The sequence below is a fragment of the Streptomyces sp. NBC_00569 genome (genome assembly GCF_036345255.1).
In the GTDB taxonomy this organism is placed as follows: domain Bacteria; phylum Actinomycetota; class Actinomycetes; order Streptomycetales; family Streptomycetaceae; genus Streptomyces.
In genome coordinates this window covers 1,620,172-1,635,015 of record NZ_CP107783.1, presented here as the reverse complement: position 1 = coordinate 1,635,015, position 14,844 = coordinate 1,620,172, and the positions used below count along the sequence as shown (strand labels likewise).

Genomic DNA, 14,844 nt, shown 5'->3' with positions numbered 1-14,844 from the left:
TGCTCGCGCTGTCGAAGTGCCCCAGGTCGCCGGCGACGGCCGTCCCGGCTCCGCGACGTAAAGTGCCGGTATGGATCTGAAGGGGCTCGGCCGGGCTGTCGACGAGGCATTCGCCGTCACTGGGGTGGACACCCCGCCCTGGCCCGATCCGCATCCTGACGGCGAAGTACGGGACGAGGAGTACTCGCGGTGTTCGGAGCCGGAGAAGTACCGCGTTCTCGCTGCCCGGGCCGACGCCTGGACACAGGCGTTGTCGCGGCTCGGGCTGGCCGAGGTCGAGACGGTCACGGATCCGGCGGGGATCTGGCGCCGTGGGCCGGGCGTGGCGGTGAGCGGTGCTGTCCGTCTGCACCCGGTGCGCGCGGACGCGGTACCTCTCGTGTTCGGGTTCTCGGCCATCGACGAGGTTGCCCGGACGGTCCTCGTGGTGGGGGCGGGGGAGCCCGCTGTGAGTCTGGAACAGCTTCCGGACTGTGGTTGCGATGCCTGTGACAGCGGTTCCGACGGCCTGCTGGAGGCGGTGGACGACCTGGTGGTAGCGGTGGTCACCGGCACGTTCGTGCACGTCGACGCCGGGGAGGGGCGGGAGATCGTGTGCACGGGGGACAGCTGGTCGGCGAGCAACTGGGACGGGTTCGGGCCGCCGGTCGAGGAGGCACTCGCCGCGGCACGGGCGGGGCGGTCGCCGTACCGCGTCGTACGGGGGCGAGCCTGGGAGCGATGACCCGCGCGAGGTCACGTCGAGCGAAGTCGATCACCGCTCACTGACGCCGGCCCCTTCCGCGTCCCGGGTGCGGAGCAAGGGCTTGAGCACCTTGCCGCCCGCGTTGCGGGGAAGCTCGGCAACGAGCACGAGGTCCTTCGGCCACTTGAAAGAGGCGAGCCTTCCTACGAGGAACTCCGTCAGCTCGCGCAGCGACAGCTCGGCTCCCGGGACGAGGGTGACGTAGGCGACCGGCACCTGACCCCAGCGCTCGTCGGACCTGCCGATCACCGCGACCTCCCGAACGGAGGGGTGCGCGGCGACGGCGTTCTCCAGCTCGGCGCAGTAGATGTTCTCGCCGCCACTGATGATCATGTCCTTCTTGCGGTCGACCACCCAGACGAAACCCTCGTCGTCCCGCTTGACCAGGTCACCGGAGTGGAACCACCCTCCGTCGAAGGCCTCTGCGGTCTCCTGCGGCTTCCTCCAGTACCCCTGCGTCACCGTGGGCCCGCGGTAGACGATCTCACCGACCTCACCCACGGCGACGTCGTGCATGTCCGCGTCGACGATGCGGTACTGGATGCCCGGGATCGGCCGGCCGACCGAGCCGAGCTTGCGCAGCGCGTCCTCCCCGCGGAGCACGCAGGTGATCGGCGAGGTCTCGGTCTGGCCGAACACCGCCACGTTGAGCGCGGCGGGGAACTTCTCTCCCATGGCGCGCAGGGTCGCATCGCTCGCGGGGGCGGCACCCCAGCTGATGATCCGCAGCTTCAGGTCACGCTTGTCGATGTCGGGCTGGGCGCAGATCAGGTCCCACTGCTGCGGAACGTTGAACACGATGGTGGCGGCTTCGCGTTCATAGGCGTCGAGCACCGCCCGCGGGTCGAAGGCGCCCAGCGGATGGATCACGACCGTGCTTCCCACCAGGAAGTTCGCCACGATCGACCCCAGACCCGCGATGTGGAAGAAGGGCGCCGTGAGGAAGCCGACATCCGAGTCGTCGAACATCTCCATCGCGCGGATGCACGTGATCGCCTGTACCTGCATGTTGCGGTGGGACAGCATCACCCCCTTCGGCCGGCCGGTGGTGCCCGAGGTGTACATGATCAGCGCGGTCGACTCCTCGCTGATGTCGGGCAGTTCCATCGGCTCGTGCGCCGACAGGAACTCCTCGTACGCGGTACGGCCCTCGGCCTCGGCCTCGGCCTCGGCCTCGCCCGAGTCGCCGATGACGACGACCGTGCCGATCGACGTGGCGTTCGGCGCTGCCTGGAGCAGCGGCAGGAGATGCGCGTCGACGACGATCGCCGAGGGCGTGCAGTCGGCCAGGATGTGGTCGAGTTCCAGCGGCGCGAGCCGGAAGCTGAGTGGCACGGCCATGGCCCCCAGGCTGTTCGCCGCGAACACGCTTTCCACGAACCATGGATGGTTCAGCGTGAGCATGGCCACGCGGTCACCCGCGGCGACGCCCCGGTCGGCGAGCGCGGCGGCCAGTTGCAGCGAGCGCCGCGACAACTGCGCCCAGGTCGTGGTCTCCCCGAGATGGCGCAGCGCCGGCTTGTCGGGTCGCATCATCGCGTGGGTGGCCGCCTGGGACATCCAGTGGTGCCGGAAGGACCAGGCGGGAGCCGTGTCGGTCGACATGGGTGACTCCTCAGGTGTCGTATCGATCGGTGGCCGCTGCGGCATTGTGCCGTTCAGTGCCGTGGTTCGAGAAGCGTCGCGACGCATTTTGTTAATGGAAAATCACATGGGTGGCGTCTCGGGACCGCATGTCGCAGGGTCCGCGCGCGGTTGGCCCCGGGACCTGCTCGACGTGTGATTGACTGGGCCGTATGGCCCTGTCTCCGCATGCGTGTGTGCGTTCATGACCGCCGAGCCGAGCGCGGCCACTCGCCCCCGCAACCGCAGGCAGCTCATCGTCGAGGCGGCCGGCCGGCTCTTCAGCGAGCGCGGCTACCACGCGGCGTCCATGGAGGAGATCGCCGCCGGTGTGGGCATCACCGCCACGGCCCTGTACCGGCACTTCCCGAACAAGTACGCACTGTTCGCCGAGTGCGCGCATGTCATGGTGGACCGGCTCGTCGGCGCACTCGACGAGATGCCGCCCGAGGCGGCCCCGGCAGACGTGCTCACCGCCCTCATCCGCGTCACCCTCGCGCATCGCGCGTCGGGCGGCGTGTACCGGTGGGAGGCCAGATACCTCGACCGTGAGGACCGCCGGCTCCTCAGAGCGAAGTTCGGGCACGTCGTCGGGCGGGTCACCGAGGCGGTGCGGCGCGAGGAACCGCGGTCCGAGGAGCAGCTGCGGGTCGCGGCCGCTCTCGGCGCGATCGGGTCCATCACGATGCATCGCACCTCCATCGCTCAACGTCGGGTCGAGGAACTGCTGTTGGGGTGCGCCCTGCGCGTGATCGCGACCGACCCCGTACCCGCCACGGGGAGCGAGCGCTCCGTCGAGCTGCCGGCCCTGCCGGTGCCGCGCTCGCGGCGCGCGGAGATCCTCGCGGCCGCCGTCCCGCTGTTCGCCCGGGACGGGTTCGCCAACGTCACGAACGGCCAGATCGCCCAGGCGGTGGGGCTGGCCCCGTCCGCGCTCTACCGTCACTACCCGGGCAAGGTCGACATCCTGGCGGCGGCATGCCTGCAGGCGGCGGGACTGCTGACTCAGGCGGTGGACCGGAGTCTGCAGAAGGTGACCGATCCGCATGACGCCGTCGCGGCGCTGGCGGCGACCTACGTGGCCTACAGCTTCGAGCACACCGCCCTCACGAGCGTCGCCGAAGCCGAGTTCGTCGGCCTGCCGGCCGACCTGCAGCGCCCCTTGATCCTTGCGCAGCGTGAGCACATCGCCGTCTGGGAGCAGCAGTTGCGAGCGGCGCGTCCGGAGCTGGACCCGCGTCAGGCCAGGGTGCTGGTGCACGCCGGGTTCGGCGTGGTGGTCGAGGCCGGGCGGAGACTGCGATGGCAGGACAGCCCTGACCACCGGGCCGCCGTGACCAGCCTGGTCGCGGGCGCCCTGGGTATGTGAGGAGAGCCCGAGGCCCGGGGCCGGGCCCGGGCCTCTGAGCGCAGCCTGCGTTTCCGGGCGGGGAGCGGGCAGCTGCCCGCCCCACGGCCGGTGCGCCGCGGGACGGGCCTCCACACGATCGGTCCGGGTACTCAGGAGGCCGCTCTGTTCCCCGTCGGGATCACGATGGGGGTGGTCGTCCCCGAGGTGCCCTTGTTGAGGAACAGCATGGCCAAGGCGCGTACGAACTGGTCGAAGACGTAGAAGGCGCCGGGCGCGACGGGCGACAGTCCCTCGCGGAACAGGATGAAGGCCGGCCATGCGGTGCGGATCAGTGCCGCCGAGGCGTAGTCGCGCTTCAGCGCCAGCCAGTCGCCGATCTCGTCGCTGAGGACGTAGCGCACGAACTCGTTGAGGAATCCCCGCGTGACGCCCAGGTCGACCTGGGCGGTCAGCCCGAGCAGGTCCTCGGCCAGTTCGATGCCCTCGGTCGTCGGGGCGAGGATCGGTGTGAGCACCTGCCCCGACTGCGCTTCCGCGTCGGCCCACGATTTGGGGATGTACTCGTCCCGCACGCCGAGCAGATGCAGCGCGACCTGCCAACTGTGCAGGAAGGCGTCCTGGTCCCCGGCCGAGAACGGGACCTTCCAGTCGAGCAGCTTCCTGCGCACGAACGTGCCCAGGCTGTGGAAGGTGACCAGGATGTCGGCGTTGCTGATCGGGACGCGCTCGTCCGTGACCGCCGCCCAATGGGGCGACTGCGGCAGCAGGTGACGCACCGCGGCGTGCACCACACGCGTCTTGTTGGCCGTGACCACGAACTGGCCCGTCGGCTCGAAGCCCTTCAGCTGGGCCAGGTCGTAGCCGAACGTGAACGTCTTGGCCGCGCGGTCCTGCATGTTGGCGCCGCCCGCGGACCAGTAGACGCTCCTGGCCTCCCGCGGGATCACGGTGCTCATGATCCCGCTGCCGAGCCCGTACAGCAGGAACAGGTACGTGTCCTTGCGCCGGTTGAAGTCGGCGGCGCGAGCCAGCTTGGCGGGGTCCGCCCACGAGGGCAGCTTGTTGACCTTCTGGAGGTATGCGGTGAGGTCGGCCGGCAGGCCACTGGGCAGTGGGTCGTTGTTGTTCACCCACGACGCCATCGCGGTGTTGACCGCCGGCACCTGGCCGTTGTCGAGGAGCGAGGCCACCAACTGGTCCACCTCGTCGTCCCACACGTATTCCGGGTCGGTGCCCGTGCCGGTGCCGGCGACCGAGCCCGCCGGCGACCACGCCCATGCGTTGGTGGTACTCGTCGCGCTCACGAGCCCCAGCGCGGCACCGAGGGAAAGGACTCTTCTGCGGCTGAGATTGTGCATTGACTTGCTCGCCTTCCTGGTAGGACGTGCGGCCCATCTAGCCTTGTATGACGCGGTGTTGGCGTTGCCGGCACGTTTCAGAGCTTGTTCCAGGATGTGATTTCTGATTAACATAGCGAGGTGCGCTGCCGTCGACAAGGGCATCGACGTGACCGACGGACCATCGCCGGCCCAGGCCCCCGGCCCGCCGGATCCGCGCCGGGCGAACCGGACGTGGGGCCACGGCATTCCGGTTCGAACCAGTCCCGTACGACCGAGGAGCCCGCATGACCACGGAGCAGGACCAGATCCCCGCGCCTGACAGTCCAGCGCCCGACAGCTCGGCGTCTGACGGCCCGGCGCCCGACAGCGCTATGACACAGAGCTCTCGACCCGCTTGGGTGACGGACGAGTTGATCGCGCAGTGGTACGCGTGGGTGCGCCGGGACGCGTCACGTCGAGGGCCCGGCAGTGCCGAGCCCGTGACCGCGGTCGCACCGTTCGACCTGGCGCCGATCGCGGCTGTACCCGCGTGCACGCCGCAGGACGTCACGGCGGCCGTGGCCGGTGCCCGCGCGGACCAGCCGGAGTGGGCGGGGACGCCGCTGAGGCGCCGCGCCGATGTGGTACTCGCCTTCCACGACCTGCTGTTGGAACGGCAGGACCAGGTGATCGACCTGATCCAGTGGGAGACCGGAAAAGCGCGCTATCACGCCTGGCAGGAGGTGGCCCAGGTCGCGGCGATCGCCAGACACTACGCGCGGTGTGCCCGGCACTACCTGGCCCCCCGCCCCGTGCGCGGAATGGTGCCCGGCCTGACGAAGGTCAAAGAGGTACGCGTGCCGAAGGGCGTCGTCGGCGTCATCTCCCCGTGGAACTACCCCCTCTACCTCGGTGTCGGCGATGTCCTGCCGGCCCTGACCGCCGGCAACGCCGTGGTCTCCAAAGCGGATTCGCAGACCGCGCTGACCATGTTGTGGACACGTGCCCTGATGGCGGAGGCCGGGCTGCCGGACGAGCTGTGGCAGATCGTGACCGGCACCGGGGCCGTGGTGGGGACCGCCCTGGTCGACGCCGTCGACTTCGTCTGCTTCACCGGATCGACCGCCACCGGACGCACCGTCGCGGAGCGTGCCGCGAGGCGACTGGTCGGCGCCTCCCTCGAACTCGGCGGCAAGAACCCGCTGATCGTGCGGGAGGACGCCGACATCACCGCCGCGGCGGCCGGCACGGTGGTGGCGGCCTTCGCCAACACCGGACAGATGTGCATCCACATCGAACGCGTCTACGTGCACGAAAAGATCTACGACGCCTTCCGCACCGAGCTCGTCCGGGCGACGCGGGCGCTTCGGCTCGGGCAGTCCTACGACTACTCGGCGGACATCGGGTCACTGACGTCGGCGGCGCAGTTCGACGCCGTCGAGGCACATGTCGACGGCGCGGTGACCGAGGGGGCGACCGTACTCGTGGGCGGCCGCGCCCGTCCCGACATCGGCCCGCTCTTCTACGAACCGACCGTCCTCGAAGGCGTCACGCCGAGGATGGCGGTATGGGACGAAGAGACGTTCGGCCCGGTGCTCTCGCTCTACGCCTACGGAGCCGACAGTGAGGCGGTGGGCCTGGCCAACCAAGGAACCTACGGACTGTCGGCGTCGATCTGGTCGAAGGACTCCCGCGAGGCCGGGCGGATGGCGGTGCGGATCCGCGCAGGGTCGGTCAACATCAACGACGGTGCCGCCGCGGCGGCCGGCAGCATCGAGGCCGGGATGGGCGGCATGGGCGACAGCGGACTCGGCAGACGCCACGGGGCCGAGGGAATCCGCAAGTACACCGAGAGCCAGACGGTGGCCACGCAGCGGCTCCTGCCGCTCGGACCGCCGAAGCCCGGGCAGAGCGCGGTGGAGCGCTTCGTTCGCCGCACCAACGGACAACTGTCCCTGCTGCGCCGGCTCGGCGTGCGATGAGCGGCGACACGCCGCCCGTGGGCGAGCGGTGGCGGGCACTGCGGGCCGCGACGGGTCCGGTCGACCCGAGTGAACTCGAGGCCCTGTGGGCGGATCTCCAGGTCGTCGACGCGTCGTCGATCCTCGGCCCCTGGCGCGGCTTCGCCCTCCTGACCGGCCACCCCATCGAGAAGGTACTGGCCTCCGGCCGGTGGCACGGCAAGCGGTTCGACGCGCTCGACGACGCCAAGCCGCTGATCTGCCGGGCCGAGGACGGCAGCCTCTACTCCGACACCAAGGCGGGCAAGGGCGAGGCCAGCCTCTGGAACGTCGAGTTCCGCGGCGAGGTGACCGCCACGATGGTGTACGACGGCATGGCCGTGCTCGACCACTTCAAGCGCGTGGACGACAACACCCTCATGGGCGTGATGAACGGCAAGCCCGGCCTCGTGCTCGCGGAGGGCCGCCCCTTCTACTTCGGCCTGGAACGCGAATGAGGACCGCGGTGCTGCTCTCGCGCGGCCCCGGACCCACCCAGATCGTCGAAGCCGAACTGGACGACCCGCGCTCCGACGAGGTGATCGTCCGGATCGAGGCGGTCGGCGTCTGCCACACGGACCTCGTCACCCGCAAAAGGCTCGGGGACCGGCCCGCAGTGCTCGGCCACGAAGGATGCGGCGTCGTGGAGCGCTTGGGCCCGGCGGTCGACACCCTCGCCGTAGGAGACCGGGTCGTGATCTCCTTCGCGTCCTGCGGCCGGTGCGGGCAGTGCCGGGCCGGTCATCCGGCGTACTGCGACCTGGCGAGCGCGCTCAACGGATCGGGGCGGCGGATCGACGGGTCACCGACGATCCGCGTCGGCGACGAGCCGGTCTTCGGCGCCCACTTCGGGCAGTCGTCGTTCGCCGCGGCCGCGCTGACCGACGCCCGGTCGTGCGTGCCGGTCGGCGACGTGCCACCGGAGATTGCCGCCCCGCTGGGATGCGGATTCCTGACCGGCGCGGGAGCGGTGCTCAATGTCCTGCGGCCTGCTCCGGGCGACCGGCTCCTCGTGATCGGCGGTGGCGCGGTCGGCACCGCGGCCGTACTCACCGCCCTGTCCGAGGGAGTGGATGTGGTGGTGGCGGAGCCCCTCCCCGCCCGCCGCGAACTCGCCGTCCGATTCGGAGCGACAGCCGTTGCCTCGCTGGACGACCCCCTTCCTCCACTGACCCACGCGCTCGACACCACGGGGCGCCCCGAGTCGGTGGCGCGCGCACTCGCTCTGCTGCGGCCTCGCGGAGCGCTGGCCGTGGTCGGCCTCGGACCCACGACGGCCGCCATCGACGTGCGCGCCCTGATGATGCGAGGTCTCCAACTGCGCGGCTGCGTCGAAGGCGATGCCGAGCCGTCGCACCTCGTGCCCGCACTGATCCGGCGCTACAGGCAGGGGCGACTGCCTCTCGACGAGCTGGTGACCACGTACGGCCTGGGCGACTTCGACCGGGCGGTCGCCGAGCAGCAGGCCGGCCTGGCGCTGAAGCCCGTACTCGTCCCGACGGGCTGACCGCTCACCTCGCTGCTTCCCTCTTCCGCCCTCGTCCCCCTGCTCTCTTCCTTCCGCATGTACGAGATCACTTCAGATCGGAGTCATGATGACCAGTACGATCTTCGGCGAACGGTCGCTCTACGACGACGACCACGAACTCCTGCGAGAGACGGTTCGCGCGTTCGTCGACAAGCACGCCGCGCCGCACGCCGAGCGGTGGCGGACGGAGGGCAAGGTCGACCGCGAACTCTTCGAGGAGGCCGCCCGGGCCGGCATCCTCGGCTTCAACATCCCCGAGGAGTACGGCGGCGGCGGGATCACCGACTTCCGCTTCAACGCGGTGATCGGCGAGGAGTTCTCCCGCCATCCCGTGTCGGACGGCCTCGCTGGGGTGGGTCTCTCCAGCGACATCGTCGTGCCCTACTTCACCGACCTGACCGACGACGAGCAGAAGGCCCGCTGGCTGCCGGGGATCGCCGCCGGCAGCTTCATCGTCGCGGTCGCGATGACCGAGCCGGGGACCGGGAGCGACCTGGCCGGCATCGCCACCACCGCGGTCCGGGACGGCGACGACTATGTGGTCAACGGCAGCAAGGTCTTCATCTCCAACGGCCAGAACGCCGACCTGGTCGTCACCGCCGTACGGACCGGCCCGGACCGCCACGGCGGGATCAGCCTGCTGGTCATCGAGGCCGACCGGCCGGGCTTCTCGCGGGGGCGCAACCTGGAGAAGGTCGGCCTGCACGCGCAGGACACCAGCGAGCTGTTCTTCCAGGACGTCCGCGTGCCGGCCGCCAACCTGCTCGGAGAGGAGGGCTCCGGCTTCAAGGCCCTGATGCGCAACCTTCCCCAGGAGCGGATCTCGATCGCCACCAACGCCGTGGCGTCCATCGAGGGCGTGCTGGAGCGGACCGTGGAGTACGTCAGGGAGCGCAAGGCGTTCGGCCGGACCGTCGGCTCCTTCCAGAACACCCGCTTCCAACTCGCCGACATGGTCACCACCGCCCGCGTGGGCCGCGCCTACATCGACGATCTGCTCGCCAGGCACTCCCGCGGCGAACTCAGTGCCGTGGACGCCGCGGCGGCGAAGTTCTGGGCCACGGAGAATTACGTCGACATCGTCGGGCGCTGCCTGCAACTGCACGGCGCCTACGGCTACATGCTCGAATACCGCATCGCACACGACTACCTCGACTCGCGCATCAGCACCATCTACGGCGGCACCACGGAAATCATGAAGGAGATCGTCGCTCGCGACCTGGGTCTGTAGGACCCGGCGACCCTCTTCTGAATCCGGCCTGGCTCCCTGAGGGCCAGGCCGGGGGGGTCGTGCCGCACGAGCCACCGAACGCAGTGCCGGGCACCCTGCGTGCCTGGGACGCGCGTCCATCTCCAGATGCGCCGGCAGTGGCAAGGGGGCGGGTTCCCTCCGTGCTTCTTGCTCTTGCGCGGATCTCCCCTCATGGACGCGTGGTATCGGCCCGCAGGTCGCTGCGTTATGGTGGCCGACATGCAGACGCACTCGAACTTCCGTGAGGATGAGCCGCAGCACAGCGGCCCCCGCGGTGAGTGCGCGCCCCGCGGATACGGCTTTATCCGCCGCCGCGGCCGGGTGGGTTCGCCCCCGGCGCCTTCCTGTCGCTGAATCCGCCGTAGGCCTCCGCATTCGGGCCTGAGCATTCCCGTACCGGTTCCCGGAAACGGCGCGTCGCGCCGTCCGCCGCCGGCCCCTCTTTGAGCTTCCAAGGAGTTCGCCATGTCGCTCACTCATGACGTCGCCCCCGCATCAGCCCTGCGTGACCACCGCATCCCCGCCGACGGCATGTACGAGGGCACGCGCATCCTGAATCGCCTGCCGGACGGTGTGCGGGAGCGGCCGTACGAGCGTTTCGAACTCATTCCGCAGGGCCGCGTCATCGGAGCGGAGATCCGCGGCCTCGACCTCTCGCGGCCTTTGTCCATCGAGGTGCGGGAGGAACTGAACCGCGCGTTCCTCGAATGGAAGGTGCTCTTCTTCCGCGGACAGCACCTGACGTGCGACGCGCAGCGCCAATTCGCCCGTAACTGGGGTGAGTTGGAGACCAATCCCCTGCTCGCCCCAGGTGATGCGGACGACGTGGTCCGCTTCGACAAGTCGGCCGGTGCCGTTCCCACCTACGAGAACGTCTGGCACACCGACGTCACCTTCCGTGAACACCCGGCCCTGGGCGCCGTGTTGCAGCTGCGGGAGGTGCCGCCCGTCGGCGGTGACACGATGTGGGCGGACATGGCGGCCGCGTACGACAACCTGCCGGCCCGGGTACGCGAACGGATCGACGGCGCGAGTGCCGTCCACGACTTCCTGCCGGGCTTCGCGCGCTTCTACCCGCCGGAGCAACTGGCGCCGTTCCAGGAGCAGTTCCCGCCCGTTCAGCACCCCGTGGTGCGTCGCCACCCGGAGACCGGACGCAGGATGCTGTTCGTCAACACCTCCTTCACCACCCGGATCATCGGCCTCGAGCGTCCGGAGAGCGACCAGCTGCTCCGGCTGCTCTTCCAGCAGGCCCACGTCCCGGAGTTCCAGGTGCGGTTCCGCTGGCAGGCGGGCGACGTCGCCTTCTGGGACAACCGCGCGACCCAGCACTACGCCGTCAACGACTACGCGCCGTACCCCCGGGTCGCCGAACGCGTGGCGATCGCCGGGGACCGTCCGTTCGGCTGAGCCGCCGCGCGGCGGCGTGACGGGGGTGTGTGCGGGATGACCGTGGGCCGGTCTCTGGCGCCGCCCGCGCCACACCACCTGTCATCCACCACCTGCCGTCCGCCACCTGTCATCCACCACCTGCCGTCCGCCACCTGCCGTCCGCCACCCGCCATCCACCACCTACCGTCCGCCTTGCGTGGCTCAGGGCCGCTTGGGCGACTTGTCGGCGAGCGGCGCCTCGCCGTGAGTGCCAGGAAGGCGGGTGTCGCGACCCTCTGGCGGCAGCGTGCTGTCCGGCAGTGGTTCCGCGGTCTCGTAGCGCCGGGCGCCGAAGCGGTACACGACGACGAGCAGCGCGAAGAACGGAAGGCCGGCCTTCCAGGAGTCCTCCAGGCCCTCGATGAACGCGGTGGAGACCAGGATCGCGGCCAGCGCGAGCGCCGCCGCGACGGTGGTGAACGGAGCGCCGCGCAGCCGGGCCGGGGAGGAGGGGAGGTCGTGGCGGGCGCGGTGGCGGCGGAACATCAGGTGCGTGGCGAGGATGAGGATCCACACGACCAGCGCCCCGAACACCGAGATGCCGAAGAGCAGGACGTACGCCGTGTCCTCGGAGTGGACCGAGAGGACGGCGGCGGCGCCCAGGCCGAGCCCGGAGACGGCGAGTGCTCGGTGCGGGACGGCGCCGCGGCCGACCCGTGCGAACATCCGTGGCGCGTGCCGGTCCACCGCCAGGGAGTGGATCATGCGGGTGGCCAGATAGGTGTTGGCGTTGGCGCTGGAGAGCGCCGCGGTCAGGACCACGAAGTTCATGATGCCCGCGGCGGCCGGGATCCCGGCGGCGTCGAAGAGCTGGACGAAGGGGCTCGCCGTGAGGTCCCCGCCCGCCGCCGTGCGCGACCACGGCACCACGGTGACCACCACCGCCATGGCCAGGACGTAGAAGAGCGCGAGTCGCACGACCATCCGGCGGGCGGCACGCGGGATGTCCCGCACCGGGTTCTCCGACTCGGCGGCGGTCACCGCGATGATCTCGGTGCCGATGTAGCTGAAGATCACGAAGACGAAGGCGGTGCCCAGGCCGCTCATGCCGTGCGGGAGGAGACCGCCCGGCCCCGAGAGGTGAGAGGTGCCGACCGCCGCGTGACCGGGCAGGCCGAGGAAGACATAGGCGCAACCGAGCAGGACGAAGACGCCGATCGCCGTGATCTTGATGGTGGAGAACCAGTACTCCAGGCGGCCGAACAGCCCGACGGTCAGCGCGTTCGCGGCCAGGATCAGCAGTGAGGACGCCACCACCGGCGCCCACAGCGGCAGTTCGGGCCACCAGAAACGGACGTAGATGCCGACGGCGATGACCTCGCCGCCGATCGCGATCACCTGGATCGTCCAGTACGTCCAGCGGATCACGAAGCCCGCCAGCGGGCCGAGATAGTGGCGGCCGATGGTGCCGAACGAGCCGGTCGCCGGGTGTACGGCGGTCATCTCGGCCAGCGCCCAGCCGATCACCAGGGCGATCAACGCGCAGAGCACGTACGCGATCACGGCGGCGGGCCCCGCGGCGGAGATGGCGAGACCCGAGCCGAGGAAGAGGCCCGTCCCGATGGCACCGCCCAGACCCATCATGCTGAGCTGACGGCCGGTCAAGGCCCGTCTCAGACCCGGTTCCTGGCCGCCCGCACCGTGGCTCTGCCGCGGATCAGTGGTGGGGGAGGGGGCGGCCGTCGGGCTGCTTCCGGCATCGTCGGGCATGTCACTCGCTCCGTGGGGTGCGGTGTTCCTGGACGTCCTACTGGGCGCGTATCTCACCGAGCGCGTCGATCAGTGCGTCGATGTCGGACAGGGTGTTGTAGTAGTGGAAGGAGATGCGGAGCAGGGTGCCGCGCGGGCTGGTGACGATGCGGCGCTCGGCGAGCGCGGCAGCGAGCGCGTCCGGGGCGGCGTCGGTGATCGCCACCTGCGGGCCGCGCAGCTCCGGCTCGGCGGGCGAGGCCGGCGTCTCGCCGATCTCGGTCAGCCGCGTGTGGGCGTACGCGGTGAGCGCGGCGATGTGCGCCTCGATGTCCTTCGGGTCGACGTCGGCGAGGGTGCGAAGCCCGGCCGCGGCCGCGTACGCGGAGGGGATCGACGGCGTGCCGGTCTCGAAGCGGCGCGCCGTGTCCGGGAAGTCGAGGGAGCGCGGGTCGAAGCCGAAGGGGTCAACTCGCCCGAACCAGCCCGTGAGTTGAGGGTCCACGTCGTCGCGCAGACCGCCCCGCACATAGAGGAACGCGATGCCGGGGACACCGAGCAGATACTTCAGTGCCCCGCACACCAGGTAGTCGCAGTCCAACTCCCTTACGTTCACCGGGAGTACGCCCAGCCCTTGGTACGCGTCGACGAACACCCTCGCACCGACCGCATGTGCCGCCCGGACCGCCTCGGCCACCGGTAGCCGGGCACCGTTGCGGTAGGAGACCAGCGGCACGGAGACCAGGTTGGTCGAGTTGTCGATCGCGGCGCCGTAGTCCTCGGCGGGGACGATCCCTCCCTGCTCCGGAACATGGCGCACCCGAGCGCCGCGCCGCTCCTGCGCCAGCCAGACATGGGCGATGGACGGGAACTCCATGTCCGTGGTGACCAGGCCGGGGCGGCGCGACCAGTCCAGCGTGGACGCCACCTGGTAGGCGCCCTCCGAGGCACAGCCGACCACCGCGATCTCGTCCGGCTGCGCGCCGATGTGAGCGGCGAACGCGGCGCGGGCGGCATCCACTTGAACCATCCACGCGCCCCAGGGCGCCCCCTGGCTGCGCATGGACCACTGGAACTCCTGCAGCGCCGTCAGTACGTGCTCGGAAGCTGCGCCCTGGCTGCAACTGGCCAGGTGGACCGTGTCCTTGAGGGAGGGGAACCGGGCACGGAAACGCTCGGTGACGTCGAGGGGTACGAGGGACACGGGGCGGCTCGCATTTCAATCACGGTGAAATTGTTCAGTGCGAGTGATCGAAGCAGCCGCGTCATGCGCCCGTCAATGGGTGGGCGGCCGGCCATCGATTGCAGGGCCGGCCGACAACGTGCGGGAGCCACCTGCTCGTTGTGAGGGTCAACGGCTCGGCGGTGTCACGCTCACCAGGAACCGTGCGGGCTCGCTGCCCTCGTTGACGTAGCGGTGCGGGACTCGGGAGTCGAAGGTGCAGCTGTCCCCGGGCCCCAGCTCGTGGCGGCTCTCGCCCGCCTCGACGACCAGGCTGCCGCTCAGCACCACGACGCATTCCTCCGAGGGGTGGCTGTAGCGCTCCTCCGAGGACGCCCCGCCCGGTTCCAGCGCGCCCTCGAGAACCTCGAGGCGCGCGGAGCCGGCCGACACACGTGTGTACTCGATCCCGCCCTGCGGCGAACGCAACACGATCCTGCGGTCGCGCCGCACCAGAGCGATGTCGTCCGGATCGTCCTGTCGGAACAGGTCGAAAAGGGGGAGCCCGAGGGCGGTGGAGAGCCTGCGCAGCGTCTCCAGGCTGGGATCGGTCAGGCCGCGTTCGACCTGACTGACCAGACCGGTCGACACCCCGGCGTGCGAGGCCAGGTCCCGCAGGGTCATCTTGCGGGACTGGCGCAGCTCACGTATCCGGTTGCCGATCACGCGGTGAGGGTAGCTCAG

The 14,844-nt window shown here is 70.2% G+C and carries 12 protein-coding genes; 7 read left to right on the top strand and 5 right to left on the bottom strand.

The window, feature by feature from the left end:
- Positions 1-70 precede the first annotated feature (70 nt).
- Positions 71-724: a DUF6226 family protein gene (locus OHO83_RS07560; protein WP_330278940.1), complete on the top strand. Its 654-nt coding sequence runs from the start codon at positions 71-73 to the stop codon at positions 722-724.
- 30 nt (positions 725-754) lie between these two features.
- On the opposite strand, the gene OHO83_RS07555 is transcribed toward OHO83_RS07560, so the two are convergent.
- On the bottom strand, positions 755-2,350 hold the full coding sequence (locus OHO83_RS07555) for a long-chain-fatty-acid--CoA ligase (protein ID WP_330278939.1): 1,596 nt from the start codon (positions 2,348-2,350) through the stop codon (positions 755-757).
- A 223-nt stretch (positions 2,351-2,573) separates the two neighbouring features.
- On the opposite strand from OHO83_RS07555, the gene OHO83_RS07550 reads away from it, so the two are divergent.
- Positions 2,574-3,737, top strand: coding sequence for a TetR/AcrR family transcriptional regulator (locus OHO83_RS07550; protein WP_330278938.1), 1,164 nt, complete (start codon positions 2,574-2,576; stop codon positions 3,735-3,737).
- Positions 3,738-3,868: 131 nt separating this feature from the next.
- Here the strand turns inward: OHO83_RS07550 and OHO83_RS07545 are convergent, their stop codons facing one another.
- Positions 3,869-5,077, bottom strand: a complete 1,209-nt coding sequence (locus OHO83_RS07545) for an oxygenase MpaB family protein (protein ID WP_329432622.1) — start codon at positions 5,075-5,077, stop codon at positions 3,869-3,871.
- Between the two features lie 266 nt (positions 5,078-5,343).
- On the opposite strand from OHO83_RS07545, the gene OHO83_RS07540 reads away from it, so the two are divergent.
- The 5 genes from OHO83_RS07540 to OHO83_RS07520 all read left to right on the top strand — a co-directional run bounded on the left by OHO83_RS07540 (position 5,344) and on the right by OHO83_RS07520 (position 11,228).
- A complete protein-coding gene (locus OHO83_RS07540) occupies positions 5,344-7,020 on the top strand; it encodes a succinic semialdehyde dehydrogenase (RefSeq protein ID WP_330278937.1) in 1,677 nt (558 codons plus the stop codon).
- Positions 7,017-7,496: a DUF4334 domain-containing protein gene (locus OHO83_RS07535; protein ID WP_330278936.1), complete on the top strand. Its 480-nt coding sequence runs from the start codon at positions 7,017-7,019 to the stop codon at positions 7,494-7,496. Before OHO83_RS07540 ends, OHO83_RS07535 begins: the two co-directional genes overlap by 4 nt.
- Positions 7,493-8,545: an NAD(P)-dependent alcohol dehydrogenase gene (locus OHO83_RS07530; protein ID WP_266677597.1), complete on the top strand. Its 1,053-nt coding sequence runs from the start codon at positions 7,493-7,495 to the stop codon at positions 8,543-8,545. Before OHO83_RS07535 ends, OHO83_RS07530 begins: the two co-directional genes overlap by 4 nt.
- 88 nt (positions 8,546-8,633) lie before the next feature.
- The gene (locus tag OHO83_RS07525; RefSeq protein ID WP_330280730.1) at positions 8,634-9,797 is read left to right on the top strand and encodes an acyl-CoA dehydrogenase family protein; all 1,164 of its coding nucleotides are present in this window, start codon (positions 8,634-8,636) and stop codon (positions 9,795-9,797) included.
- A gap of 486 nt (positions 9,798-10,283) precedes the next feature.
- Positions 10,284-11,228, top strand: coding sequence for a TauD/TfdA dioxygenase family protein (locus OHO83_RS07520; RefSeq protein ID WP_330278935.1), 945 nt, complete (start codon positions 10,284-10,286; stop codon positions 11,226-11,228).
- A gap of 183 nt (positions 11,229-11,411) precedes the next feature.
- On the opposite strand, the gene OHO83_RS07515 is transcribed toward OHO83_RS07520, so the two are convergent.
- From OHO83_RS07515 to OHO83_RS07505, 3 genes are all read right to left on the bottom strand, one after another.
- Positions 11,412-12,959, bottom strand: coding sequence for an amino acid permease (locus tag OHO83_RS07515; protein WP_330278934.1), 1,548 nt, complete (start codon positions 12,957-12,959; stop codon positions 11,412-11,414).
- A gap of 37 nt (positions 12,960-12,996) precedes the next feature.
- Positions 12,997-14,142, bottom strand: a complete 1,146-nt coding sequence (locus OHO83_RS07510; protein WP_266677603.1) for an aminotransferase class V-fold PLP-dependent enzyme — start codon at positions 14,140-14,142, stop codon at positions 12,997-12,999.
- Positions 14,143-14,289: 147 nt separating this feature from the next.
- Positions 14,290-14,826 carry a helix-turn-helix domain-containing protein gene (locus OHO83_RS07505; protein WP_266677605.1) on the bottom strand — a complete coding sequence of 179 codons (537 nt, stop codon included), beginning with the start codon at positions 14,824-14,826 and terminating at the stop codon, positions 14,290-14,292.
- Positions 14,827-14,844: the final 18 nt, after the last annotated feature.

Excerpts from the sequence above, each read along its gene's own strand:
- OHO83_RS07515 (WP_330278934.1), bottom strand. The coding sequence starts at position 12,959 with ATGCCCGACGATGCCGGAAGCAGCCCGACGGCCGCCCCCTCCCCCACC.
- OHO83_RS07530 (WP_266677597.1), top strand. The coding sequence starts at position 7,493 with ATGAGGACCGCGGTGCTGCTCTCGCGCGGCCCCGGACCCACCCAGATC.
- OHO83_RS07555 (WP_330278939.1), bottom strand. The coding sequence starts at position 2,350 with ATGTCGACCGACACGGCTCCCGCCTGGTCCTTCCGGCACCACTGGATG.
- OHO83_RS07540 (WP_330278937.1), top strand. The coding sequence starts at position 5,344 with ATGACCACGGAGCAGGACCAGATCCCCGCGCCTGACAGTCCAGCGCCC.
- OHO83_RS07535 (WP_330278936.1), top strand. The coding sequence starts at position 7,017 with ATGAGCGGCGACACGCCGCCCGTGGGCGAGCGGTGGCGGGCACTGCGG.
- OHO83_RS07545 (WP_329432622.1), bottom strand. The coding sequence starts at position 5,077 with ATGCACAATCTCAGCCGCAGAAGAGTCCTTTCCCTCGGTGCCGCGCTG.
- OHO83_RS07525 (WP_330280730.1), top strand. The coding sequence starts at position 8,634 with ATGACCAGTACGATCTTCGGCGAACGGTCGCTCTACGACGACGACCAC.
- OHO83_RS07520 (WP_330278935.1), top strand. The coding sequence starts at position 10,284 with ATGTCGCTCACTCATGACGTCGCCCCCGCATCAGCCCTGCGTGACCAC.
- OHO83_RS07550 (WP_330278938.1), top strand. The coding sequence starts at position 2,574 with ATGACCGCCGAGCCGAGCGCGGCCACTCGCCCCCGCAACCGCAGGCAG.
- OHO83_RS07560 (WP_330278940.1), top strand. The coding sequence starts at position 71 with ATGGATCTGAAGGGGCTCGGCCGGGCTGTCGACGAGGCATTCGCCGTC.